22 protein-coding genes, 4 tRNA genes, 1 other RNA gene and 1 CRISPR repeat array (1 of these 28 cut by a window edge) are annotated in these 24,576 nt (G+C 38.7%); of the genes, 7 read left to right on the forward strand and 20 right to left on the reverse strand.

The window, feature by feature from the left end:
- Positions 1-205: direct repeats of the CRISPR family, unit length 30 nt; unit sequence GTTTCAAACTCCAACGGAGTAAATTCTAAT (it extends 4,564 nt beyond the left edge of the window).
- A gap of 152 nt (positions 206-357) precedes the next feature.
- The 8 genes from cas1 to CVS89_RS07080 form a co-directional block, all read right to left on the reverse strand.
- Entirely contained in the window at positions 358-1,356 is a 999-nt protein-coding gene (gene cas1 / locus CVS89_RS07045; RefSeq protein ID WP_107847654.1) for a CRISPR-associated endonuclease Cas1, read from the reverse strand.
- Positions 1,357-1,365: 9 nt separating this feature from the next.
- A complete protein-coding gene (gene cas2, locus CVS89_RS07050) occupies positions 1,366-1,644 on the reverse strand; it encodes a CRISPR-associated endonuclease Cas2 (protein ID WP_021089505.1) in 279 nt (92 codons plus the stop codon).
- Between the two features lie 8 nt (positions 1,645-1,652).
- Positions 1,653-2,153 (reverse strand): CRISPR-associated protein Cas4, encoded by a 501-nt coding sequence (locus CVS89_RS07055; protein ID WP_107847653.1) that lies wholly within the window; start codon positions 2,151-2,153, stop codon positions 1,653-1,655.
- Positions 2,153-4,351 (reverse strand): CRISPR-associated helicase Cas3', encoded by a 2,199-nt coding sequence (cas3, locus tag CVS89_RS07060; protein WP_107847652.1) that lies wholly within the window; start codon positions 4,349-4,351, stop codon positions 2,153-2,155. The genes CVS89_RS07055 and cas3 overlap by 1 nt, the downstream gene beginning before the upstream one ends.
- Positions 4,329-5,039, reverse strand: coding sequence for a CRISPR-associated protein Cas5 (gene cas5, locus CVS89_RS07065; protein WP_107847651.1), 711 nt, complete (start codon positions 5,037-5,039; stop codon positions 4,329-4,331). Before cas5 ends, cas3 begins: the two co-directional genes overlap by 23 nt.
- A 1-nt stretch (position 5,040) precedes the next feature.
- On the reverse strand, positions 5,041-5,982 hold the full coding sequence (cas7b, locus tag CVS89_RS07070) for a type I-B CRISPR-associated protein Cas7/Csh2 (protein ID WP_107847650.1): 942 nt from the start codon (positions 5,980-5,982) through the stop codon (positions 5,041-5,043).
- A 10-nt stretch (positions 5,983-5,992) separates the two neighbouring features.
- Positions 5,993-7,759, reverse strand: coding sequence for a TM1802 family CRISPR-associated protein (locus tag CVS89_RS07075; RefSeq protein WP_107847649.1), 1,767 nt, complete (start codon positions 7,757-7,759; stop codon positions 5,993-5,995).
- Between the two features lie 168 nt (positions 7,760-7,927).
- Positions 7,928-8,620, reverse strand: coding sequence for a CRISPR-associated endoribonuclease Cas6 (locus CVS89_RS07080; RefSeq protein WP_107847648.1), 693 nt, complete (start codon positions 8,618-8,620; stop codon positions 7,928-7,930).
- Between the two features lie 209 nt (positions 8,621-8,829).
- Between CVS89_RS07080 and CVS89_RS07085 the strand changes: the two genes are divergently transcribed.
- From CVS89_RS07085 to CVS89_RS07105, 5 genes are all read left to right on the forward strand, one after another.
- Positions 8,830-8,905: transfer RNA gene (locus CVS89_RS07085), tRNA-Lys, on the forward strand.
- A 13-nt stretch (positions 8,906-8,918) separates the two neighbouring features.
- Positions 8,919-8,994: transfer RNA gene (locus CVS89_RS07090), tRNA-Glu, on the forward strand.
- Between the two features lie 17 nt (positions 8,995-9,011).
- A tRNA-Val gene (locus tag CVS89_RS07095) sits at positions 9,012-9,087 on the forward strand.
- Positions 9,088-9,099: 12 nt separating this feature from the next.
- Positions 9,100-9,176, forward strand: a tRNA-Asp gene (locus CVS89_RS07100).
- A gap of 551 nt (positions 9,177-9,727) precedes the next feature.
- On the forward strand, positions 9,728-10,741 hold the full coding sequence (locus CVS89_RS07105) for a bifunctional 3,4-dihydroxy-2-butanone 4-phosphate synthase/GTP cyclohydrolase II (RefSeq protein ID WP_107847647.1): 1,014 nt from the start codon (positions 9,728-9,730) through the stop codon (positions 10,739-10,741).
- A 66-nt stretch (positions 10,742-10,807) separates the two neighbouring features.
- Here CVS89_RS07105 and panB read toward each other — a convergent pair whose 3' ends face one another.
- The gene (panB, locus tag CVS89_RS07110; RefSeq protein ID WP_107847646.1) at positions 10,808-11,617 is read right to left on the reverse strand and encodes a 3-methyl-2-oxobutanoate hydroxymethyltransferase; all 810 of its coding nucleotides are present in this window, start codon (positions 11,615-11,617) and stop codon (positions 10,808-10,810) included.
- Positions 11,618-11,702: 85 nt separating this feature from the next.
- On the opposite strand from panB, the gene CVS89_RS07115 reads away from it, so the two are divergent.
- Together CVS89_RS07115 and ssrA are read left to right on the forward strand one after the other, a co-directional pair.
- Positions 11,703-12,107: a hypothetical protein gene (locus tag CVS89_RS07115; RefSeq protein ID WP_004317574.1), complete on the forward strand. Its 405-nt coding sequence runs from the start codon at positions 11,703-11,705 to the stop codon at positions 12,105-12,107.
- Between the two features lie 30 nt (positions 12,108-12,137).
- Positions 12,138-12,496, forward strand: a transfer-messenger RNA (tmRNA) gene (ssrA, locus tag CVS89_RS07120).
- 65 nt (positions 12,497-12,561) lie between these two features.
- Here ssrA and CVS89_RS07125 read toward each other — a convergent pair.
- The 11 genes from CVS89_RS07125 to CVS89_RS07175 all read right to left on the reverse strand — a co-directional run bounded on the left by CVS89_RS07125 (position 12,562) and on the right by CVS89_RS07175 (position 24,502).
- On the reverse strand, positions 12,562-13,449 hold the full coding sequence (locus tag CVS89_RS07125) for a cache domain-containing protein (protein ID WP_107847645.1): 888 nt from the start codon (positions 13,447-13,449) through the stop codon (positions 12,562-12,564).
- Positions 13,442-13,813: an HIT family protein gene (locus CVS89_RS07130; protein ID WP_107847644.1), complete on the reverse strand. Its 372-nt coding sequence runs from the start codon at positions 13,811-13,813 to the stop codon at positions 13,442-13,444. Before CVS89_RS07130 ends, CVS89_RS07125 begins: the two co-directional genes overlap by 8 nt.
- 14 nt (positions 13,814-13,827) lie before the next feature.
- On the reverse strand, positions 13,828-14,868 hold the full coding sequence (locus tag CVS89_RS07135; RefSeq protein ID WP_107847643.1) for an AI-2E family transporter: 1,041 nt from the start codon (positions 14,866-14,868) through the stop codon (positions 13,828-13,830).
- A 201-nt stretch (positions 14,869-15,069) separates the two neighbouring features.
- Positions 15,070-16,149: a cytochrome C gene (locus CVS89_RS07140; protein ID WP_107847642.1), complete on the reverse strand. Its 1,080-nt coding sequence runs from the start codon at positions 16,147-16,149 to the stop codon at positions 15,070-15,072.
- 23 nt (positions 16,150-16,172) lie between these two features.
- Entirely contained in the window at positions 16,173-17,183 is a 1,011-nt protein-coding gene (ruvB, locus tag CVS89_RS07145) for a Holliday junction branch migration DNA helicase RuvB (RefSeq protein ID WP_072595167.1), read from the reverse strand.
- A gap of 49 nt (positions 17,184-17,232) precedes the next feature.
- The gene (locus CVS89_RS07150) at positions 17,233-18,339 is read right to left on the reverse strand and encodes a sensor histidine kinase (protein WP_021086580.1); all 1,107 of its coding nucleotides are present in this window, start codon (positions 18,337-18,339) and stop codon (positions 17,233-17,235) included.
- Positions 18,323-18,991: a response regulator transcription factor gene (locus tag CVS89_RS07155; RefSeq protein ID WP_103611339.1), complete on the reverse strand. Its 669-nt coding sequence runs from the start codon at positions 18,989-18,991 to the stop codon at positions 18,323-18,325. Before CVS89_RS07155 ends, CVS89_RS07150 begins: the two co-directional genes overlap by 17 nt.
- A 90-nt stretch (positions 18,992-19,081) precedes the next feature.
- Positions 19,082-20,017 (reverse strand): NrfD/PsrC family molybdoenzyme membrane anchor subunit, encoded by a 936-nt coding sequence (gene nrfD / locus CVS89_RS07160; RefSeq protein ID WP_107847641.1) that lies wholly within the window; start codon positions 20,015-20,017, stop codon positions 19,082-19,084.
- On the reverse strand, positions 20,010-20,573 hold the full coding sequence (locus tag CVS89_RS07165) for a 4Fe-4S dicluster domain-containing protein (protein ID WP_009294242.1): 564 nt from the start codon (positions 20,571-20,573) through the stop codon (positions 20,010-20,012). Before CVS89_RS07165 ends, nrfD begins: the two co-directional genes overlap by 8 nt.
- A gap of 9 nt (positions 20,574-20,582) precedes the next feature.
- Positions 20,583-22,856 carry a thiosulfate reductase PhsA gene (phsA, locus tag CVS89_RS07170; RefSeq protein WP_107847640.1) on the reverse strand — a complete coding sequence of 758 codons (2,274 nt, stop codon included), beginning with the start codon at positions 22,854-22,856 and terminating at the stop codon, positions 20,583-20,585.
- A gap of 302 nt (positions 22,857-23,158) precedes the next feature.
- On the reverse strand, positions 23,159-24,502 hold the full coding sequence (locus CVS89_RS07175; protein ID WP_021090082.1) for an anaerobic C4-dicarboxylate transporter: 1,344 nt from the start codon (positions 24,500-24,502) through the stop codon (positions 23,159-23,161).
- Between the last annotated feature and the right edge of the window lie 74 nt (positions 24,503-24,576).

The raw sequence follows: 24,576 nt of genomic DNA on the forward strand, positions 1-24,576 counted from the left end.
CTAATAGAATAAAAATGAAGCGACAACCGCAGGGCGTCAGGTTTCAAACTCCAACGGAGTAAATTCTAATATACGCTAACTATTGATATTACGCTGATAAATCAATGTTTCAAACTCCAACGGAGTAAATTCTAATGCTAAATTAGATTAATTCTGTAACTAGATAATTATCGTCGTTTCAAACTCCAACGGAGTAAATTCTAATAGCACCAAAAAGCTGATTTATAGGCCTTTTGATGCAAGAAGTCTATATTTTTTCGCCTTAAATTTGACTAAATTTTAGCCATGTATAAATACGCCAAGCCCTAAATTTCAAGCTTTTTAAAATCTTAAAAAACGCTTTATTAAAATGCGATTTCACTCCCACTTAAATCCTTCATAAGGCGCGTCCTCGCAGATGCACTTTTTAAGCTTGTTTGCTTCGCGGCGGATCACCTGCCTCCACGTTAGCTCCCTACCGCCCACCGTGAGCGTCTCGCAAAGACGCGAGATCATCTTTAGCTCGATCTTTTGCACGGCGTCGTTGCTAAATTTTATCCTGCCAGCGTCCGTTTGGAAGTCCTTTGCGGTGATCTCTTTTTTATTTAGCATATTAAAAATCAGCGTATCGCCCAAGATCGGCTTAAAAATCTCCGCAAGATCGAGGTGTAGGCTTAGTGCGCGGTAGTTTGGCTCGTGCAAAAAGCCGATGCGAGGATCTAGCTCGGTCTTGTAAATTTCGCTGAGACAAACGTTATAAATGCGCGTATTTACGTAGCTTATGAAGCTGTTGATCTTATCAGCGGGCGGGCGTTTTGAGCGGACGGTAAATTTAAAGCTTCGCTGATCTGCGATGATCTCGTTCCACTTTTCGTAGTAGAGCTTTTGAAATGCACCCTCTACCGCCATGATAGCAGGCACGCTAGTGGCCGCATCTAGTGCCTTTATGTGAGGCTGCACGTCAAATTTTACGCCGTGTCTTTTGCAGTTTGCAGCGTCATTTATGATGTGGGCTCTAGTGATCTCGCGCGCGATATATGCACGTTTGATCGGATCATCAAAAGAGCGGAGCTGGCAAAGCAGCACAAAGCCGCTTTTATTTACGGAGTTTGGCGTGTTTGGGTAGAAATTCCCGCGAAAGCTCTGATACGGACTAAAGATGTGCAAAAGGATGTTATTATCCGCTAAAAATGCGATGGTGTAGGTGTCGATCTGCACCTTTGCCAGCACGTAAATTTCATCGATCGCGTTTACCGGCAGGATCTTGCACGAAGCTCGCTCGCCCATCTCGTCAAATTTTTCAAAATAGATATTGTTATCTTGCCTATAAAGCCTACCTGGACTAAGTATAAAGTGCGTCCTGTCGCTCTTTTGCATATTTGCTCCTTAGCTAAATACCGGGCTATTTTTATCTACGCCAATGACGATGCGCTCGGAGTATTTTAGTGAGTTAAATGTATAGATGACGATGGAGTCTAGCTCGCTTACGCACTCTTTTTGCAGCGTCTTGCTTAGCTTTTTAAAGTCGCTCTCGCGGATCTCGCCCTCATAGACTGAAAACTGGACGCGAGGCAGAAATTTCTCGACCGCTTTTCTGATGCGATTTGCGTTATTTCGCTCTTTTTGCTCGCGCCCTGCGATGTCGTAAAAAAGTATCACATACATCTTCTCTCCTAAGCAGTGCAATAGTCGCGATATGCGCAGTTTTGGCAAAATTTGCCCTGCATAAATTTGGGCGGCTTTTCTAAATTTACAAGTGCGCTTATCTCGCCTAAAATTTGCTCCATTAGAGCGAAATTTTCGCTGGTGTCATCAACTAATATCACCTTTTTACCGCTTATTAGTTTGCCTTTTACCTCTTTTAAATTTAAGCACGTTTTTAAAAGATAGATGTAAAAAAGCAGTTGCATCTTGCCTGCAAGCTCGTTTTTTAGGCTCTTTTTATACTCAGTGATGAGGTAGTGGCCGTGCTGTTTTGAGAGTTTGTCAAATTTTAGGTTGCCAAAGGCAAATTCTTGCAAATCGCGCTCTTTGATGTCCGCCAGCGCCTTGCCCATCAGCACGTTTTCATCCTCTTGGTCGGCATGGATCTGATGCGCGTAAAGCCACGCCTCGCGCTTACAGGTGAAGTAGTAATTCACAAGCGTGCCAGTGATCTGATCTTTTGAGAACATTAGTCAAATACCTCGTCGGTTATGTCTAAATTCATATCTTTTTTAAGGCCACACTCGGCACTATAAAAATAAGACGAGCCAAACGGCAGATAAAACATATCTTTTAGTCCGTTTATCTGTTTTAAATTTGGCATTAGCTTATTCATATCTTTTAACGTTACATTTATGCTAAATTTCGACAACTTTCTGATGTGGTTTTTAAAAAGATCTCTTATGGTAAATTTCTCATTTGGACTATTTTTGATCTCAAAAATTCTAGCTTCAAAATCTTTAATGAAATTTTCTTCAGGTTCGATTATTATGGTTTGTTTGTAGTTGCCGTTCATGATATCTTCGATTTTTTGATTGATATTTTCAAATTCCAACTTTTCTATCTCGCTTTTTATATGCAAATTTTCCAGTTGATTGCTTATCTTTTGAAAATATAAATTTGAAATTTCTAAAATTTCGCTCTCTCGCACCTCTTTTTGCTTAAGATCGCTCAAAATAGCCCCGCTTACTTTATATAAATCGCCGTAAATCAAATTTGTAAATTTACTTATTTCGGGAAAGACGTATAACTCGCCGCAAATTTCTCCAAAATGCCTATTTACACGGCCTGCTGTTTGTATGATAGAGCTAATAGGCGAGACTTCGCGAAATCCAACGTCAAAGTCAAGATCCACTCCAGCTTCTATGGACTGCGTGGAGATAAGTAAAATTTTGCTTGCGAGCGGATCAACTTTGTTTTTATCTATCGCACACCTTACGGCATTGGTAGTAGCGCGCTTGTGATCATCATACATATATCCGTTTAGGCAAAAGCAGTTAAATTTATCCCTTAGCTTTGTAAAAAGTTCTTGCGCTTTTTTGATAGTATTTACGACGACTAGAGTATTTTTATCGCTTACAGCCTCGCAAATCTTTTCTAAAAGCTCATCTTCGCCGCCTATATCAAGCCATTTTATGACGTATCTATCCTGCTTTGAAAAATAGTCCAAATTTGAAATTTCTTTAAATTTTTCGCTTTTGATAACCGGCATCGTCGCCGACATAAATATAAAAATAGTGCCAAGCCGCTGCGAAATGATCTCGCAAAGCAGGATAAAATCTTTTCTAAAATTATATGGGATCGCTTGGGCCTCGTCGATGATAACGACGCTATTTTTGAGTTGATTAAATTTGACGTTGTCTTTGTTTTTATTACCAAATAGCGCAAATATAAGCTGATAAAGCGTAGTAACGTTTATCTCGCCGCTAAAAGATTCCATCAAAAATTTGATCTTAGAATACCTATCGTCTTCGGTCAGATTTTCTTCATCTATCGTCGTTTTGTGATGAGCCTTGCTAACCGAAATATCGTTATTTTTATAAATTTTCGCGATAATATCGTAGGTTTGATCGATTATCGAAGTGAAAGGAAGCGCATAAATTATGCGAGATTTGTTAAATTTCAATGCAAAATTTAATGCCGTCAAGGTCTTTCCGTAGCCCGTAGGCGCAGTTAAAGTAAAAAGCTTGTAGTTTTCGTCAAAGTTATTTAAGACAAAATTTCTAAACGCGTCTCTCTTTTCATTTGGCGGCAAATTTTGGATATCACTCTCTAAAACATCTATCGGTATATCTTTGCTTTCTTGCTTTGGTATGCTAAAGATAGCTTCAAATTTATCGCTATAAATCAAATTTGAATATAGGCTTTTGAAATTTATAAAGTCCTCATAGGTAAATTTGCGCCTGTACTGTGATAAAATTAAGTATTGACGAAGCTTCTCCGCTCTATCTAAAAACTCATCTTTTTTTGTTGATAATCCAGAATAGATCTTAATGTTTTTAGCAGCGCCAGCCACTTCGTCCCACTGCTCTAGCTCTTTTTGGTTTTTGAAAAATTTATTAGCCTCCCTAGCTAGCGTCATTAAATTTACCACGTCGCCATGGTGCGAAACGATGGTAAGAAAGCCAAATATGGTTAGTATCTCATCAAATTTTGAGTTTAACAAGAAAAAATATGCCGACAAAAGCGAGTGGTTTTTATCTAGCTTGTCATTTGAAGTATCTCTGATGTAAATTTGAAAATTATTTTTCAGTTTTGCGATGTCGTGAAAGAGCTTGACCTGCCTATCCAGTTCTTCATCGTTAGGCGAGATCATATTTTTTATATGATTTTTTAAAAGTTTATTTGGATGAGACCAAAACTCGTCAAATAAAATAGACTCTTTCATCGTTTATCTGATATATATTTCCACGGTTTTTAGATTTTATAAGCTCTTTGCCGTTTATCTCCATCACAAAGTCTTTAAAATCTTTAAAAATTCGCCCATTTTCGCAGCCACAAGGCATTCTAGCCGTAGTTAATTTCGCTTTTTCATTAATGCCTTCAAAAACAAAATCATCCATAAGCGTAAATGTATTTATAAAGCTTTCATCTTGCGATATTTTTTCGCATATTTTTATATCGATCCAGCTAAAATCCGCTATGCAAAAATTTATCCCAAGATAGGGCGTAAAGGCGGTTTTGTGCTCTTTTAAATTTGAGATTATTTTATCTTGATAGCTTTGCTCTAAATTTTCTAAATTTAAAAATACGACATAAGACGGCGAGCAGATTAGCTCTCTGTAAAACTGCTTTTTCTCTTTTGCGTTTTGATAGCCTTCTTCTATGTGCATATTGCTTGAGAGGGCAAATTTTATGCCGTTAAAAACAAAACTCTTTTTTAAAATTTGCCTATCTATTTTTACGCTGTATTGGATGTTTGATAGCTTAAAGTAGTCCTCCTCGCCTATAACAGCGCCTAAAAAGCCCATTATAGTGGTCTTTGGTGGCACTGGATAGGTCAAGCTAGAATAAATCGTCGCTGGATGTGAAAAATGAGCGTAATCTCCAAATAATCTAAAAGCAACAATGCTCATTTTATGCCTCTATCTTTTTCCAGCTGCTGTCAAAATTTTCTTTGTTTATCGTTTCAAAATCATAATCGCTCATATACTCTATCTTTTCTATATTTGCAGCGTATCTTGCGAGTTTACTTTTTAAATTTGTAAAGTCGATAGTGTATTCATTGATGCTTCTTATCACTCTATCTTCTTTTTCGCTTTTTAGACTTATGCTATTGTTTAGATCGCCTGCAAACGTATCGTCTTTGTATGTGATGATTAGCATAAATCTTGGAGTTTGACCGATTTTGGAGCGAGTTGTCAGATTTTTAGTACCGTGCCACAAAGCTTTTAAAATTTTAGCCTCATCGGCTTCGTTAAAGCCTGTTTTTGCTGCATTATAGTTATCTATGATGCCATAAGTGGCAAAAATAGCGTATTTTATAAATTCCTCTTCTCTAAAAGTCGCTTGATCTTTTTGTTTTTTTGTGTCGTTTGGATCATAATCACTAGCAAAAGCGCCAGTTCCTTTGACATGCTCTACTTCGACCTTGTTTAGGGATTTGCTTAGTCTAAACTGCACTGGCCCAGTAAATTGAACGCCTGCGGTTTTTATCTCTTTGTCTTGCTTCATCTCGTCTTTATCTGAAATAGGCAAAACTCCGCCAAATGCGCGGATATCTATAAATTTAGACAAAATTTCTCTTTGCAGTTCGCTTTTGTTTTGCTTTATATTTATACTTTGTCTGATCGCAGTTTTAGCGTCTAGTAGGGCGTCTTCTATCCTATACTCCTTTATAAAAATCGACGCCTCATCTTTTTTCATGATCTCATCTCTAATAGTTCTTTTTATACGCACGTCCGTCACCTCGGCTACGCCAGTTTCATCATCTCGCCTAGGAGCGTTGTCCTTTAGCATGTCGCCGTTTGGGTTCCAGTTCTCTCCGTCCCATAAAAAAAGTATCTCTTTTTTTTGCATCTTATTCTCCTTATTTTGTTTTTTCTTTTATAAATTTACGATAGTCGCTTCCGCCCATAGCAAAGGCAAGCGTAGTATGCGAGGTTTTTACTATCTTTCTCTCCTTAGAAAAGACCTGCGGTAAAATTTCGATCAAACACTCTTTTATGTTTTCAATGTTAGAATTTGGCTTGCCAGAAGCGGCCTTAAGTTTTCTAATCATCTCATCGCACTTGGTCCAAATTCGCTCCAAATTTTCCATACTTATCGATCCGCAGTCGTTGAGCCAGTTGCTAAAAGATACGCCACCGTTCACGCCAAGCTGCCAGTTTATCAGGGCTGCACTTAGCATGCCGAGTAAATAAGCGCTAATGAGCGCATCGTTTTGATTTAAAAACTCGCTATTTTTGATTAGCTCTTTGATCAGTTCTTTTTTATCGGTTAAATTTTCCAAATCGCACTCCTTTTGAAAGACTAGTTTTTTGTTTAAGACATCGGTCTCATTAAAGAAATTTTGATATTTTGCAATATTTTCAAACTTTCTTTCTTTATAAAAATCGTTAAAGTATTTGCTCCATTCTAACTTTTTTGCGTAACTTTTATTGACACTACCATAATAAATCAGATCGCTATATCTTTCAATCATAATCTCTAAATCAAATTTATTTCTTGATAGCAAAAAGCTCATCACGCTAAGCCTGCTTTCAAATAAATTTTGCAGATAAATCGTCTCATCTGTGCCACTATTTTTTTCATAGAAGGCTTTTATGTTAAAACGGCTCATTAAATTTGAGATGTAAGAGATAAAAGATGGTAAAACATCGTCTATCGCAAGCTTTAAATCGATAGCAGCGTTGCTTTGCGTGTAAAATAAAATCGTATTTAAAACAGGTAAAATTTCCTGCTTTTTGGCTGTTGTCTCGAGATAATAATCTATGCTAAATTTTATAGCTTCCTCGGCGATTTCAATATTTTTTATGTCGCTCTTTGAAGTTTCTTCAAGTATTTTTACAATCTCTTCTAAATTTACTGAGCTACTCAAAATAGTCGGTAAAATCGCCATTTTCATACCATAAAAATTATGCGATAGCTTATCTTTTATCGCTTTAAAGCCATTTTCTACCTTTTTTGCGCTATTGGCGCTCAGTGGCAGGAGCTTTGATTTGATAAATTGCATATTAGCAGGCATCTCATTTACTGAGCAAAACGCTAAATTTGCATCACCGCCGATACCCTTTTCATTTGTCAAGATATCGTATCCGTAAGATGATTTTTGCTCTTTTACACTGATATGATTTTCAAAAATTTGCTTAAAATATGCAGAAACTGGTTTGCCATTATATGAGAGCGAGAAAAAAGTAGCGACTTTTTTGCCTTTTTCGTTTTTTAGCTCATCAAGACCTTTGATCTCATCTATAATACCAACAAAATACTCTTCGTTTATGCTTGATAGTATGGATAAAATAGCGTCTTTTTCTATAATGCTTGGCTCAAAAAAGGAGAGCAAATTTGAAATAGATTTCAAAATGCCTCTTATAAATTTAGCTTCGTCTTTATTTACTTCTTTGGATAAAAATTGAGAATTTGGGAAAAGATTGCCAGAATTTGCTCCAACGCCAAATCTACATATTATTAGGTCGTCTTTGCTTATGTTTAAATTTGGCTCGATCTGCTTGGTCGCTATGTCGCAAAGATAGACTTTGATCTTGTCGTATTTATGAGCGCCATTTTTGAGCTTAAGCTCTTCTTTTTCATATACCTCGCCTATGTCAGCAAGAATTTTAACTATATCAGCCAAAATATGCTCCTTAAACTAAGTAAGCATTACTTTACTCCAAATATTTTTAAAAGTCAAGTTATCATATTTTATACAAAGATATTTTGATCTATTGTCTATTTTGTTGTACAATAATCCAAGAAAAGCAAGCCAAATAGTAGTCTCCTTGTAGGATTTGAAATTCATATTTTATTCAACTTGCTTTTCTTCTACCACTTCTAAAAACCCGAGTCCGCAGTTCATACATCCACTACCAACTCCCACATCAAGGATCAAATTTATAAGCTCTGGCTTTGCTTTGATATGCCATTTTGCAGGCCATGCTCTGACTGGCATATTGTTGTTGCCGTAGTAAAAATATAAAGGCTTTTGTAAATTTTGCCAAAGCAAATTTAGCTCAAATTCGCCCTCATATTTATACCCCATAAGTGTTTCAAATCTTTGTAGCGCGTTGGTTTTCATCATTTCAAGATGTCTGGAGTCTTGCGGCTCAAGATGCACTTTGTATCCCAAAAGTCCAACAACTGAACACGCTACGCATCCTTGAAAAGTAGCCTCATTTTGTGAAATTCTATGCTCTTTAACTGACACAGACGTATCAAGCAAACAAATATTGCCAAGTTTTAATCCGTCTTTTAGTACAGCAAAAGCGATCGTTTTTTCAAATTCTGGCACAAACGAGCTAAATCTTATTTCTAAGCTTAAGCCATTTAGCTTAAAATCAAAATTTGATCTTTTAAAATTTTTACCACTTGTCTCATGCTTGTATCCATCATGCTCAGCCTTTGGCAAATAGCTGTAAATATAGCCTTGTATGAGCCTAGATAAAGACTTTTCTATTTTTAAATTTTGAGTTGGAAGACGTGAACTTATAATGATCATCCTTGCTCCTTGTTGTTGCTAAAATGGATTATAACTCAAAATTTTGTAAAAAATAGACAATTATATAAAATAAATTTTTTAGAATTTATTTTTTATTTTAAAATAATGTAGCTAAATAAAATCAAAGACTTATTTGAAAATTTAAATGATCTTTTCTTGACATATAATAATGTTTTTTGTATAATCTCAATTCTTTTTTAAATAATCATGTCTTGCTAGCTCAGTCGGTAGAGCATCTCACTTTTAATGAGGGGGCCGTTGGTTCGAATCCAACGCAGGACACCATTTTTGGGTTTATGACCCTTTCGTCTAGTGGCTCAGGACTCTACTTTCTCTGTGTAGGAACAGAGGTTCAAATCCTCTAAGGGTCGCCAGATATTTTAAATTTTTAGGTCGCTTAGCTCAGTTGGTAGAGCGCCACCCTTACAAGGTGGATGTCATAAGTTCGAGTCTTATAGCGACCACCATTACTTTTAGGTGCAGCGGTAGTTCAGTTGGTTAGAATGCCGCCCTGTCACGGCGGAGGTCGCGGGTTCGAGCCCCGTCCGCTGCGCCATCTACTTTTAAATTTTTCATTTTTTTATTTTTGTCTTTATTTTTTAAGTTTAATGCAATTTTTTTATAAAATATTCTGTTAAATAATATGTAAAATAATACATAAAATATTGTCTTTAGAAAAATTTAAAATATATTTTTCTTTATTAAAAATTTTTAGTTTTTATAGCAAAAATAACAATGAAAGCCCAATTTTCACTCGATTTTCTAAACAAAGAATATTTTAATTTTAAAACCAAATTTAATATAAAATTTTTTAATTATCTTTATAGCATTATTGAAAATCAAAATAAAAAAATATCTATATTTAATGTACGAGGCATATTTTAAAATTTAAAGTCAAAATTTGTTTTATAGCGCAAATATATAAATTTTATGCCTATATGAGATAAATTTATCCTGCCAAATGGCTAATATAAACCTCAAAAGCTTAAATTTTGGTGTAAATTCTATTTTTTCTCAAAAGTAATTACCGGCAAAGAAAAAATATGGTTTTTATCTTTTGATTATCAAAATATCAATATAATCGTAAAAATTTATAAAAGGATAATTATGGCACTTGAAAATGTATTAAAAGCAATTGAGGATATAAAAAATGGGAAAATGGTCGTCATGGTCGATGACGAGGACCGCGAAAACGAGGGCGATCTAGTCTTTTCAGCAACTAGTAGCGACATGCAAAAGGTAAATTTTGCTATCACTCATGCAAAGGGTGTGCTCTGTCTTGCGATGGACGAGGCAAACGCTAAAAGGCTTGATCTGCCGCTAATGGTAGCCAAAAACACATCGAGCCACGAGACAGCATTTACAGTCACGATCGACGCAAAAGACGCAACAACGGGCGTTAGCGCATATGAGCGCGATATGACGATCAGGCTTGCAGCTGATGCTAGCTCAAAGCCTGAAGACTTCGTGCGCCCAGGACACATATTCCCACTCATCGCTAAAAATGGCGGCGTGCTCGTTCGCACAGGCCACACCGAGGGCTCAGTCGATCTTTGCAAGCTTGCAGGTGTTACTCCGATGGCTTCGATATGCGAGATAGTAAAAGAAGATGGCACTATGGCAAGACGCGATTATTTAGAGGAGTTTTGTAAGAAATTTGGGCTAAATATGATCAGTGTTTCTGATCTGGTCGAGTATAGACTAAGCCATGAAAGCCTCATAAGAGTTGGAGAAAAAAGTGACGTGATGATCGCAAACTGCGCTGCAGCAAGATACGATATCGCCGATCACAAAGGTAAAATTCACTCAGCTTATCTTTTTGGTGAGCCAAAGAGCAAGGCAAATGTCAAATTTCAAAAGATCCTAGCCGATCACGAGCTTTTGAGCAGTCCAAAATATGAAGAGCTTTTAAAAACTATCAAATTTCTAAGTCAAAATGGTGGAATTTTGATCTTTTTAGATAGCGACAATTCAAACACAAGCAAGGACTACGGCATTGGAGCGCAAATTTTAAATCACTTTGGCGTAAAGGATATCGAACTTTTAAGCTCAAATAAAAATAAAGAATTTGTAAGCTTAGCTGGTTTTGGGCTAAATATAGTCGGTTATAAGGAAATTTAAAACTTTTATCAACTGTGCTTTTTATTTTCAACAAGCACAGTTTTTACTAAGAAACAACTTTTTGTCTTAATAACAAAACTCGCTACTTGGGAAAATTTTGCTTTTTACTTCGCTAGCATACTCTTGCACGCCTTTTCGCACAAGAGCGGCTCCGTCAAGATAGCGCTTGACAAATTTAGGTTTAAAGTCCTCGAAAAATCCCAACATATCAGACCAGACAAGCACCTGCCCATCGACATCCACCCCAGAGCCTATGCCCACAACTGGCACACGAACCTGCCTTGTTATCTCGCTTGCTACCTTGCTAAGTGTGCCCTCAAGAAGTATGCCAAACGCACCAGCTTGCTCAAACGCCAAAGCCTCTTCAACTAGCCTTTTTGCCTCAAGCTCGCTTCTACCTTTTATCTTATATCCGCCCTCAAATTTAAAAAATTGTGGCTTTAGTCCAATGTGAGCCATCACGTTTATGCCCTCTTCGCAGAGGCGTTTTACTAAATTTGCCTGATGCATGCCAACTTCAAGCTTTACCGCATCGGCATTTGTCTGCTTAAAAAATTTCATCGCATTTTTGATCGCTTGTTTTTCGTTTGTGTAGCTGCCAAATGGCATATCAGCTAGGATAAAAGTCTTTTTAGCACCGGCACAAACTGCCTTTGTGTGATAAAGCATGGTGTTCATATCGGCACTTAGTGTGCTCTCTTTCATATTAAAGCTCATGTTTAAGCTATCGCCAACAAGGATAACATCAGCATAATCATCAAAAATCTTAGCAAAAAGCGCATCGTAGGCGGTTATCATCACGATAGGCTCGATGCCTTTTTTGTTTTTTATATCATTTATAGTGAGTTTTTTCTTTGCGATTGTTTCATCTTTCATGGCTAAGTCCGGTAAATTTTGTGATAATGCTAACAATTTTATCAAAATTTTGCTACAATTACGCCAATTTCTTAAGGACATGAAAATGGGTATATTAAAAAGGCTTGAGGTCGATTATTCTTATGATATAGTTGAGGAGTTTCTCTCCCACTACACTTTGATGTGCGATTTGCTAGAGCCTTTGATAATAAATTTAGGAAGAGCTGATAAGTATAAGGAGAGCATTTTAGAGCTTTCTAGGATCTTTCACAATATCAAATCAGCAGCAGGTTTTATGCATCTTGACCCGATCTTAAAACTAACGACTTTGGCTGAAGAGGTCACTCAAGAGGCTAGAAGCTTAAAAGGTCCAGCAAATGATAAATTTATAGATTGGTTGCTGCTTATTAGCGATCAGTTTCATAAATACAAAGGCGACGTCGAGAAAGACCTAGAGTATTTTAGCGTCCTTGAGCCAAAGATCATTGACGTACCTGCAAAGCTTGACTAAACAATCCAACTAAACCATTTCATTTTTTATGGGAGCGACTTGGCTTCGACAGGAGCAGAGTTTGTACGGTGGCACGTCGCTTTGAGCAAAGCGTAAAAAGCTCAAATTAAATTTAAACGCAAACAACGTTAATTTCGCTCCTGCTTACGCTAAAGCTGCGTAAGTTCAGTTGAGCCTCGCTTTGTCTCATTCTAGCTAGGATGTAAGCGAGTAATTTAGCTAGAGTAGGCCAGCAAAGTGACTGCTTGCTAGCTGAAATTTTAGTCTTAGTCTAAATTTTGGTTTTGGAAAGTGAGCCTTTTTAGATGAAATTTTCACTTTTGCTAAGCGTGTAGAGGCTGTACGGATTTTGTTTTTGGACAGGGGTTCGATCCCCCTCGCTTCCACCATCCTTACATTATATTTCTCATTAAAATAAACCAAAAATCATATAAATTCTTGGCTACCTTTTATTTTAAAAAAGCTCTTCTGATTCAAGATAGTTTTGCGAGATGTTTCGTTCTTTTTCGTCGGTATTTACATGAAGGACGTAGTAGCCTATCTGCGTGTTGCTAGCATCAAGTAGCGGCACAACGCAAAAATAGTGCGTCTTATAGACGTAAAATTCATACTTTTTAAGGTCGATATCACGCAAAATTCCAACTATATTTAAATTTGCACTGCTTAAATTTTCGATGTAATAATCACTTAGAATTTGATCACTCGGCGCGCTTTTATGTGCTGGCATCTTATCTTTTGATAGGAGCACGAAAAGATCTATGCCTTGCGTTTTATAAAAATTTCCAAGTGAGTCGTAGTTTAGCAAAACCTCGATGCTACCGATATTTTTGCCCTCATGCATCACATTTGAAACAGCCCTTATATGCACTCCAGCATACCACGCCTCGATGCCAACCATGGGCTTATTTTGACGTCTTGACTCTTGGACTAAAAACCTACCACTAGCGATCATATCGCCATATCTGTTTAGATCCCAGCTTCTTACGTAGCTTTTTAGATCTTTGTCGTAAAGATGAAGTTTGATGTTGTTATACATCGATGCTGCGCCAAGAGTTTTGGTCAAATTTTCGATGTTTTTTACGCATTCGTCGCGGTCTTGACCTAGCAAGCACATCTGTATAGACTCATTTTGAGCAAGCAAGATCGAGATCGCCATTGATGAAAATTTCTCATCATCGATGCTTTTGTTAAGTTGCTTTACGTGGTAGTCAAAAAAGACGCGCATGTTGTTTTGCTTTTTTTCAGCCATGTATGAGCTATAAAGAAAGTAAAAAAGGCTACCAAGCAGCGCAAAAACGACTAGGACGATATAGATATTAAAATATTTTTTATATTTACTCAAAACTTTGCCTTAGTTTTTTTTCTAAAAATTTAGCAAACTCATCAAATTTAGGCAGCTCAAGCTCGCTTTTTCTCTTTTCATTAGCCCAAACGCTATCTGGGAAAAACGCGTCCTTTTCAAATCTCGCAATAACGTGAATATGCACGTGTGGCACGTAGTTTCCAAAGCTTGCGATGTTTATCTTAGTTGGTTTATAAAACTCAAGCATCGCCTTTTCAGCCACCAGCATCGCCTCAAAAAGCCTAGCTCTACTCGCCTCATCGCAGTCGCTTAGCTCGCGGTAGGGCTTAGCAGTAAAAATTTTCACCCACGGAAGCTCATTCTCTTCGCGCTCAACTCTTATAAATTTATCTTCATATATCATATTTTGCCCCTATTTTATACGAAATTTCTCTCACGCAAAAGCGTGTAAAGCTTGATCGTTGAGACAAAAAATGTCACGATCGCAGGTCCAAGTATCACGCCCCAGAAGCCAAACGTCGTGATGCCAGCGATCATCGCAAAAAAGATGAGTAGCTCGTTTATCTTTGTTGGTATCTTGACTAGTTTTGAGTTTATAAATTTAATGACAAGCGGTTTTAGCAGCGTATCAGCGCCAAATGAGATCACGATGATGGTGTAAAGTGCGATCGTAATAGCGGCTGCTGTGTTGCCATTTGCAAACTCATAAATGCTAATAGGCGCCCACGCCAAAAAGCCGCCAACGACTGGGATGAGTGAAGCGAAGCTAAAAAAGATGCCAGTTAGCACGCCGTCATAGCCGTAAAAACTGGTTACAATGGCAAATAAAAAGCCCTGGATGATCATATTTGCGATGGTTGAGTAAAAAACGACGCCCATCACGTTACCAACCTCGCTAAGTATCGACTCAGTGTCCTCTTTTTTAAGCGGAAGCGCCTCTTTTAGGTAGTTTATAAGCTCGTTGCCGTAAAGGTTGCAAAAGAAAAAAAAGACTAGGATAATGATCATATCAACGCCAAATTTAAGGCTTAGTTTGCCTAAATTTGCAAGATTAGCAGCGACTTGCGAAAAGAGCATCTTGATATCAAGCCCGCCTATAAATTCCTTGATCTTTGGCTCTAAGAAATTTATCGACTCTGGCAGGCTAAAGTCGTAGTTTTTGATAAATTCGATCGTCTTTGTGACGTTGTTTATATCAAAGCCAGCTGCGTATTTCGCGATCTCGATGACGGCGTAAAGAAGCGGCGCGATAAATAAGCAAAGAAGCGCAAATGTCGTAAGACCTGATGAGAGCGTTTTGCGGTTTTTAGTAAGCGCTAAAAATGCGATCTGCACGTTTGCAACAGCCACAGCAAGTAGCGCTGCGATAAAAATGTCAAGTAAAAATGGTTTAAAAAGATAGACCACCAAAGCCAAAGCACAAAACGCAAAAATTCCAAAAAACAGCCTGTTATTCATTTCGCTCCCTTAAAATGGGGTAATTATAGCAGATTTATCAAAGCTACTCATTTGCTCGATAAATTTACTAAAACGCTTTGGCGCCAAATTTGTAAAAAGCAGGCTTTTGGCATTTTAGCGTGGGTTAGCACTTAGTAAATTTAGATAAATTTATGCCTTACGTAAATTTTCTAGCTCAAAAGCTCCTATAAATTTAGCCTTTTACGTGCACTGAAAATTTGCTCCAACAACCTCGCACTCATCACAAATTTGCATATAAATAGTGCCCTCGCCGTCTATCAAGGCACCAAAAGGAATTTGCGCTAGATATTTCATCGTTTTACCGCATTTTGGGCAGGCTAGATACTCGCTGTCTTGCTGCCACTGCGGATACCCGCCAAGTAAAATTTCACTATCTATCATATATGAGTAGTGAGCGCAAACCTCGCTGGCGAGCTCAAATTTTTGCCCATCAAGCGTTGCCACAGCATCTCTTACATAGTCTTCGCTCTCACCCTCGCCCACTACCTCCGTTTGCACGCTTTTTCCGTCGTTTTGACAAAAGTACTGCACAAAGCCAATGCATGTCGGGCAAAATTGAAGCACGGCGTCATTTTTAAGCTCTAGCCCAAGTCGCTTTAGGCTCTCTTTTTTGATTGTAAATTCCAGCATCTCGCCGTTACAAAATTTACATTTTTCATCATTTGCTGCTTTAAATTTAACGCTTGCCTCTGCGCTTTGGCTTGGCTCGCAGGTAAAGCACTTATCAAAAACTAGGCTTCTTCTCTTGCCACTGCTATCAAAACTCCAGCCAGCAGTCTGAGCATATGCGTCAGTGTCGGCATAAAGCTTCGTCTTCCAAGGCTTTGACGCACCATAAAGCCTAAAAAATAGCTCTCTCACCACCTCATCGCCCTGCCATGCAAGTGCTGATAGGATGTGATTTAGCTTGACTATATTTTCTTCGCTTGAAAGCCTCTTTATAAGCTCATCTCTGATCTTTATTGAAGCCTTTTTGTAAATTTCAGGTGGGTAGTACCCGCTGTTTTTTGTCACTTCTTCGATGATCTGCTCGTCGCAAATGCCGTGTAGGTAGAAAATATAGACAAGATCGCTGTAAATTTCATCGTATTTGCCTATCTCGTCTATATGCGCTAGGACATTTTTTAGCTTTTGTTTGATCTCGTCTTTGCTTAAGCCTTGGTAAAACTCCAGCTTCTCTTTTTCCCTACACTCATAACAAATCCCGTCAAAGTAAATCGTCCTTTGCTTGCACTTAGGACAAAGATGTGGCTCGCCCATTTTTGCTCCAAATTTAAATTTCGCTACTCAAAAAGCCCTTTTTCGATGTCGATCTTGATGTTAAAGGTCTCAAAGCACTTCGCACTTGCGATCCTACCCTTTGCGGTGCGCTCGATAAAGCCATTTGCAAGCAGATATGGCTCGATGACATCCTCAACCGTGCCCTCATCCTCGCTAAGTGCCGCTGCGATCGTGCTAAGCCCCATAGGACGGCGCCTTGCTTGCATCAAAATTTCTAAATACCTAATATCCATCTCGTCAAATCCAAGCGAATTTACCCCAAGCGCGTTAAGCCCCTCTTTTGCACGCTCGTGGCTGATGATTTGCTCGTCATTTACCTCGGCAAAGTCGCGAATTCGCTTTAATAATCTAAGAGCAATCCTTGGCGTGGCACGTGAGCGTTTGGCGATCTCAAGCGAGGCGTTTTTATCGCACTCTTTGCCAAGCTTGGCAGAGGCGATCTGCACGATGCGGCTTAGCTCGCTGCTTGTGTAAAACTGCAACCTAAAGTCCATCCCAAAGCGGTCTCTTAAAGGCGCTGAGATCATGCCAGCACGCGTCGTTGCGCCTATTAGCGTAAATTTTGGCAGGTCTATCTTGATAGTCTGGGCAGCTGGCCCTGAGCCAATGATGATGTCTAGCCTAAAGTCCTCCATCGCAGGATAGAGCACCTCTTCGATAGCTGGGCTTAGGCGGTGGATCTCATCGATAAAGAGCACGTCGCCCTCTTGTAAATTTGTAAGGATCGCCGCTAGGTCGCCACTCTTTTCTATCATCGGCGCTGCGGTCATTTTGATACTTACGCCCATTTCGTTTGCGATGATGTGAGCGAGTGTAGTTTTACCAAGCCCTGGAGGGCCGTAAAATAGCACGTGATCTAGGCACTCGTTTCGCTTTTTGGCGGCTTTTATAAAGACATCTAAATTTTGTTTTATCTTTTCTTGACCGATATAGTCTTCAAATTTTGTCGGTCTAAGCGAGACTTCAAAGTCATTTTCAAAGCTTACTTTTTCGATTTCAACGATTCTATCCAAAGTTTTTCCTTCTAAATTTAAGGCTTCATTTTACGCTTTTATGCTTAATCTAAGCTCGTTTAAATTTATAGTAAAAGGTGCTACCTTCATTATAAACGCTATCAACGCCGTATAAAATGTCATGTTTTTGACAAATTTCACTGACGATATTTAGCCCAAGGCCAAAGCCGCCTTGGATTTCATCCTCTCTGACGTAGCGCTTCCAGACCCTTTTAACGTCCTTTATCCCCTTGCCAAAGTCCTGCACGCTAAGATTGATGCGCTCATCTTCAAGCTCTAAATTTACTATTATCTCGCTCTCTTTTGGGCTGTATTTTATGGCATTTGTGATGGTGTTATCGATGATGCGCTGAGCTTCTACCTTGCTTAGCATAGTAAATGCCTCGCTTGCTAAATTTGTCTTTACCACGATGTGCTTGACATCAGCTACGCTTGAGAGAAATTTCACTCGCTCTTTAACGTATTCGCCTAAATTTAACCTCTCAAGTGGAAATTTGATGTAGCCTCGTTTTATGAAGTACTCGACATCTTCGTAGGTTATTTGCATCTGTTTTAGGGCATTTTTGATGCGGGTTATATACTTGTTTTCAAGTCCAAGCATCTCAAGGTTCATGCCAGCTACGCCAAGTGGGGTCTTTAGCTCGTGCATAGCGTCGTTAAAGAAGTTGTTCATATACTTTTGAAACTCTTTGTAAGGCTTAACGCTGCTTAGATATAAAAAATAGACGATAAAAAGCACCGCCACAAGGATAACAAGCAGCATGATAGCTGTTAAAAAGATGTTCTTTTTGTTATCAAGCTCCTTTTCTACGACGATGTAGTAAGGGGTCTTATCTTTTATAAAAAAGCTCTTGTAAAAAAGATATCCGCCCTCTTCTAGAGTTACAAATTTAAAGCTACTTGGCTCTTTGCTAAGCGTTGAGATGACTGGTTTAAAATTTACGTCATAAATCGCAAATTTATACTTTAATGAGCTAGCTATATTTTCGTTTTTTAGAAATGAATTTTTAATGATGGTTTCATGCTTCATAGCGCCAAAGAGAGCCTTTGAGCTGCTATTTTTCTGACTTAAATTTAAGATCACAAAGCTTTGAAAGCAAAAGAGCGACATTATGACAAATGTCGCTATGATCTGGATCTTAAAGCTCTTGTGCATCTATCTTGTAGCCTATGCGCCTCTTTGAGATGATGAAGTTATTGTTTGTCTTATTTCTTATCTTTAAAACGTGCATCCTTATATCAGCGCCCTCGATCTCTTTGTCGTTCCAGACAAGATCTCTAAGCTCCTCCATGCTGACGTAAGAATTTAGATGTGAGACCAAACACTCGACCAAAGCGACCTCTTTTGCGCTAAGATCAACCATCTTGCCATCTTTAAGTAGCACACGTTTATTTAGGTTAAAGCTAAACTCGTTATTTATCTTAACTATGTTTTTATCATCAGTGCCATAGTACTTTCTCATAAGCTCAGCAACTCTAAATTTAAGCTCAGCTAGCTCAAATGGCTTTTTTAGATACTCGTTACAGCCAAGCTCGTAGCCAATCGCCATATCATCTATATCAACTAAAGATGTCGTTATCATGATAGGAGCGTTTGGATTTAGACTTCTTATATACTTGATGACCTCGTGACCATTTACTCCAGGCACTTTTATGTCAAGTATAAAAAGGTGATAGAAATTTTTTTCTATCAGATCACAAGCCTCTTGACCGTCGCTCACCGCTGTAACTTCATAACCAAGCGTCTGCAAAAACTCACAGACGCTCTCTTGAAACCCCAAATCATCTTCTAAAAGCAAAATCTTCAAAATGCTCTCCTAAAAAACAAACTTTAATAAGATTTTTATCTATTGTAATACTTAATAGGTAAATTTCAAATTAAAATTCTTTTTTAAGTATTAAATAAAAATTTGTCCTGCATAGACTATGTAATATCTTAGCAAAAAGACGCCACAAATGACTAAAATAGCGTTTAGCACGGCAAATTCGCGTTTGAAATCATGCACCTTTAAAACGCTTAAGTCCAAGATGATAGGCACAGCCATACCAAGGCCTATGACGCCGATATAAAACATCAGCCCAAGTGAATTTGCGCTAAGTGCGTTTGCTACGCTCTGCGCACCACTTGCACTTGTACCTTTTACAACCATAAAAAGAGCAACTATCAGCAAAAACTCGGCTACGATCGCTAAAAAATCAAATTTTAATAAAAAGTGTGCAGTTTGTTTTTGCGCTCTCTTTTCATCTTTTAGCACGCCAAGAAGCAGTGTAAAAGCACCAGCACAGCTTAAGCCAGAAACTAAGAATAATAGTGGCAAAACTGGCGTGTTCCAAAGTGCGATCTTGTGAGCTGCACTTAGCAAAAAGCCTGTATATGCGCCAACGCCGATGCCTAAGATGAAAAGCAAAACTCCAAGCAAACCTGAAAGCTTACTAGCTAAATTTGCAAGCGCGTCAAAAAGTGAAATTTTAAGTGATGCGATCTCGTTTTTAAACGCACCAATCGCGTATATAACGCTAAGAGGCGTATAAACTAGAAGCAGCGCAACGCCTATTGACATAACTGAGTCAAAGTTGTAAAGCAAGAGTATCCAGTAAAAGCTAAGCGGCTTGCCAAGATCAAGCACCAAAAGAGCAAGTCCAAGGATGATCGCCACTGGAGCGATAAGAGCGGCTGCTTTAAAGTAGTAGTTATCCTTGCCAAATTTATTTGAGATGAGCACAGCAACGATGCTAGCACCTGCGCTAAGTCCTGCTAAAAATAGATAAAAAGCTATCGGCCAGCCCCAGTAAATTTCTGTGTATTGAGCTAGGCTTCCTGACATGTTATTCATGGTGTGCTCCTTTTGTATTTGCGATCATCGCAAGTGAAGGTTTTGTGTTTAACTCCGCTTTTGGCAAGTAGTATTTGCTCTCTTTTAGTTTCTTTGAAATTTTAGAGTTTTCATCATTTACGTCGCCAAAAGTTAGGGCATTTGTAGGGCAGACGCTAACACAAGCTGGGTCTTTGCCCTCTTCTAGCCTGCTCTCATAGCAAAATGTGCATTTGCCTATCTCGCCATCTGGTAAGACGTAGCGAGCGTCGTATGGACAGGCTAGGATGCAGTACTTGCAACTAACGCAAATTCTGTGATCAAGCAGCGTCACGCCATCAGCCGTTTTAAAGCTAGCTCCAGTTGGACAAACCTCAACACAAGGTGCATCTTCACACATAACGCAGCTTTGACGCAAAAAGTCAGTCTTTAAATTTGGAAATGTCCCACTCATCTTTGCATGCACCTGCAAGCGGTAAAGTCCCCTTGGTACGTTATTTGCACTTCTGCAAGCTACCGAACAGCCTTGACAGCCGATGCATAAATTTTCATCATGTATCATCATATATTTTTTCATTTTCTATCCTTACGCTTTACTTATGCTAACGCCAACATTTGTAACCATAGTCGCAGCCACTGGACCCTCAGCTGGATCAAGAAGCACGCTTGTGTTAAGCCCTACGTGATCTATGCTCTTAAGACCTGGTGTGATGTGTCCAAAGCCGTGATAGATAAAGAGCGTATCTTCTCTAATGCCCTCAGTCACCATAAGCTTGCCCTTTTGCTCGCCAAATTTATTTTTGACTAAGACCGTGTCGCCGTCACGTAAATTTTGCTTTTTGGCGGTGTTTGGATTGATCCAGATAGGGCTATCGCTCATAAGGTCATTTAAAAATGGAACTGCTTGAGTGTGGCCGTTTGTATGAATAGGCGTTTTACCACAAGTTAAGCAAAGCTCGTGTCCGTCAAATGTGTCCATATCTTTGTCATTTAGCGCGCCATATCCTTCAAACTGCGCCTCGACATCAGGCAGATATAGCTCTATCTTGCCGCTTTTTGTTTTAAGCTTAGCCATATCGTCCATTAAACCATTTTCACCTACAAATTTAGATGCTACTGGATATTTAGCGATAAATTTATCGATCATGCCTTTTTCTCTAAACAAAATTCCCGGCTCATCCCACGTGATAAAGCCATCTTTTTCTAGAGCGGCAAGTAAATTTATATCTCCGCCAGCTTGTTGCATCCTAAACTCACGTATGTCGTTCCAAGTGTAAAGCTCATCTATCTTCATGCGGCGTGCTAGCTCTCTAAAGATAAACGCCCCGTCCTTCGTGTCGCCAACTGGATCAACGACTTTATTTCTTATCATATAAGCTGGTTTTAGACCTGACTTGTCCTCTATGCCCTCGTCACGCTCTAGGTAACTGCTCTCAGGCAAAATGACATCAGCAAAGGTCGCCATATCGTTTAGATAGACATCGCTTACTACGATGAGCTCAAGCTTCTTCATCGCCTCTATGCTCTTCATCGTCTCAGCCACGTTTATGAGGTGGTTAAAGCGGATGTTAAACCAGCCTTTTATGGCGTAAGGCTTCTCGTTTAAGATAGCGTTATCTATATCCATCAAAACGCCATGTTTTCTGCTTACAAATTTATGCGCTCCAGCCTCGCCAGCAAAGTCTAGTCTAGTGACTTTTGGCACTTTAAATTTATCATCTGGGTTTTTAAGGACTGGAAATTTATCCTCGCCAACCAGTTTGTTAAAGGTCTTTGCATTTTTACCACCAAAAAGGCCGCCCTTAACCTCCCAGTTGCCCATCATCGCATTTGCCACCATAATGGCTTTTGTCCTCATGTATTCAGCTCTTGTGGTAGTTGTCTTGTGACCAAAGTCGATGATAACTCTTGGAGCAGCTTTGTAAATTTCATCAGCGATGCGTCTGACATCGCTTGCTTTTATACCAGTGATGCTCTCTTGCCACTCAGGTGTTTTGCCCTCGACACTCTTTACGATCTCATCAAAGCCAGTTGTAAATTTCTCAATAAATTCTTTATCGTAAGTGCCATTTTGTATCCAAGTATTGATGAGTGCTAGCACAAATGCTAGGTCAGTGCCAGGTTTAACTGGTAGCCACTCATCGGCCTTTGCAGCTACAACGCTAAATCTTGGCTCAAGCACAAGTAGCTTTGTGTCCTTGCTGGCTGCAAATTTAGCAAGCTTTTTGGCATCAGCTATGACGATACCCTCAAAGAGGTTGTGACCAAAATTTACAACGTATTTTGCATTTGCAAAGTCTCTTTTTAGCTTAGCGATGCCATACATCTGCTCGCAGACCATTTGGTAGGTGATCGGACAGCATGAAAAGTGCGAAAAGCAGTTTGGCGAGCCATAAGCTGAGGCAAAATTTACCATTAGCTTATGCGTTTGCGAGCTTTTACAGGTAAATATAAAGCTTTCAGGACCATACTTTTGCTTGATCTCAAGCATCTTTGAAGCGACATAATCAAGCGCCTCGTCCCAGCTAACCTCGCGCCATTTATTTTCGCCTCTCTCGCCAGCTCTGATTAATGGCTTTTTGATCCTATTTTCATCATAGAGCTGACTTAAGCCTGAGCCACCCCTTGCACAAAGAGAGGTTGCTGTGCCGCCAGCTTTTGGATTGCCACTTAAAAAGCGAACTTTGCCATCAACGACTTTTGCTTCGATAGGACACCTTGAAGAGCACATCTCACAAAAGCTATGAACGTGTTTTTCGCCTCCATTTGCAGCACCTTGCAAAGCACCACCTGATAGAGATGATGCAGCCGCGCTAACTCCTGCACTGAATTTTAAAAATTCTCTTCTATTTAAGCTCATCTTTCTCCCTTTAAAAGAAATTTTACTTTTGTTGTTTTATTATTTAAAGTTGAAACTAAAATTAAATTTTATTTAATAATTTTTTTTAGTTTTTATTTTTTATGATATGTGAGATAAAATATCAAAATAGAGCAAATTTTAAAAATGATAAATTAAGGAGGATTAAATTTTAGTGCGATTTTTGCGTGATTTGTAAAAATAAAAAATTTAAAATTTAAAAAGAGATATTATTTAAGGATTTGATATAAAAATTGAAAATTTAAAGTGTATTAAAAAAGCCGAGAGAGATCTCGGCTTAAGTTTTATATAAGAACTGGAGCTACTATAAATCCAAGGATAACTGACAATGCAACCATTATAGTTCCTGGGATGAAGAATGAGTGGTTAAATACAAATTTACCAACTCTTGTAGTTCCTGTATCGTCCATCGCTATCGCACCTAGTGTTGTAGGATATGTTGGCAATACAAATAGACCAGAAACTGCAGCAAATGAAGCTACAAGGATCCAAATTTGACCTGAATTTTCAGGGCTAGTCATACCAAGAGCAGCAGCAACAGCAGGCATCATAACCTTTGTTGTAGCAGCTTGTGAGTATAGCAAGCAGCTTAAGAAATAAAGTGCAACAGCTAGTATAAATGGATACTGAGTAACGAAGTCTTTTGCAACCTCTTTGATAGCGTCAAGGTGTCCATTAACAAATGTTGTACCAAGCCATGCGATACCAACAACGCAGATGCACGCATTCATACCGCTTTGGAAAGTGCTAGTTGATAGAAGTTTGCCTGTCTCAACTTTGCAAGCTACTGCTATTGTAAAGCCGATAGTTAGCATAAAGCTAATGATAGCTGCATCTCTTGAAAGGATAGGTTTTTCTACTAAATTTAAGCTCTTTGAAATGCATAGTGCATAACAAACAACGATCAAAACACCAACTGCAAAGATAGCAACTGATCTTTTTGCGTATGGTTTTGGCTCGTGATACTCGACATCCTTAACCTCTGCAACCAAACCTTTTGCAAGTCTATCTTGGTAGATAGGATCTTTTGAAAGGTCAAGATCGTAAAATTTATTGATAATAAACGCAGTGATAATCATCGCAACAAATGTAGTTGATATACAAATAAATAGCAACACTGGATAGCTAACACCTAGCTTTTCACATAGACCGCTCATAGCAACAAACGCAGCAGAGATAGGGCTTGCAGTGATCGCCACTTGAGAAGAGACAACTGAAAGCGCAAGTGGAGCTGAAGGTTTGATGTTTTGAGTTTTTGCAACCTCAACGATAACAGGGATCATAGAAAACGCAGTGTGTCCAGTACCTGCAAGGATAGTTAAAAAGTAAGTAACTATCGGAGCAAGAAAGTTGATCTGTTTTGGATTCTTGCGTAAAATTTTTGTTGCTACTTGAACTAAATAATCAAGTCCGCCCGCAACTTGCAAAGCTGTGATCGCTGAGATAACTGAAGCGATGATCAAGATAACATCCATAGGGATGTCTTTCATATCGACTTTCATACCAAGTAAAGCGAGTATCACAACGCCAAGACCACCTGCGTAGCCAACGCCCATACCACCTAGTTTGACACCAAGATAGATGCCGCCAAATAGGACTATAATCTGTAAAATCAGCATTATATCCATCGAAAACTCCTTTATTAAATTTTATTACTAAAATCACCACTTAAGCGTGTCAGAATTCTGGCACGCTTTTAATA

This window comes from Campylobacter concisus, from assembly GCF_003048615.2.
GTDB classification, from domain to species: Bacteria; Campylobacterota; Campylobacteria; order Campylobacterales; family Campylobacteraceae; genus Campylobacter_A; species Campylobacter_A concisus_C.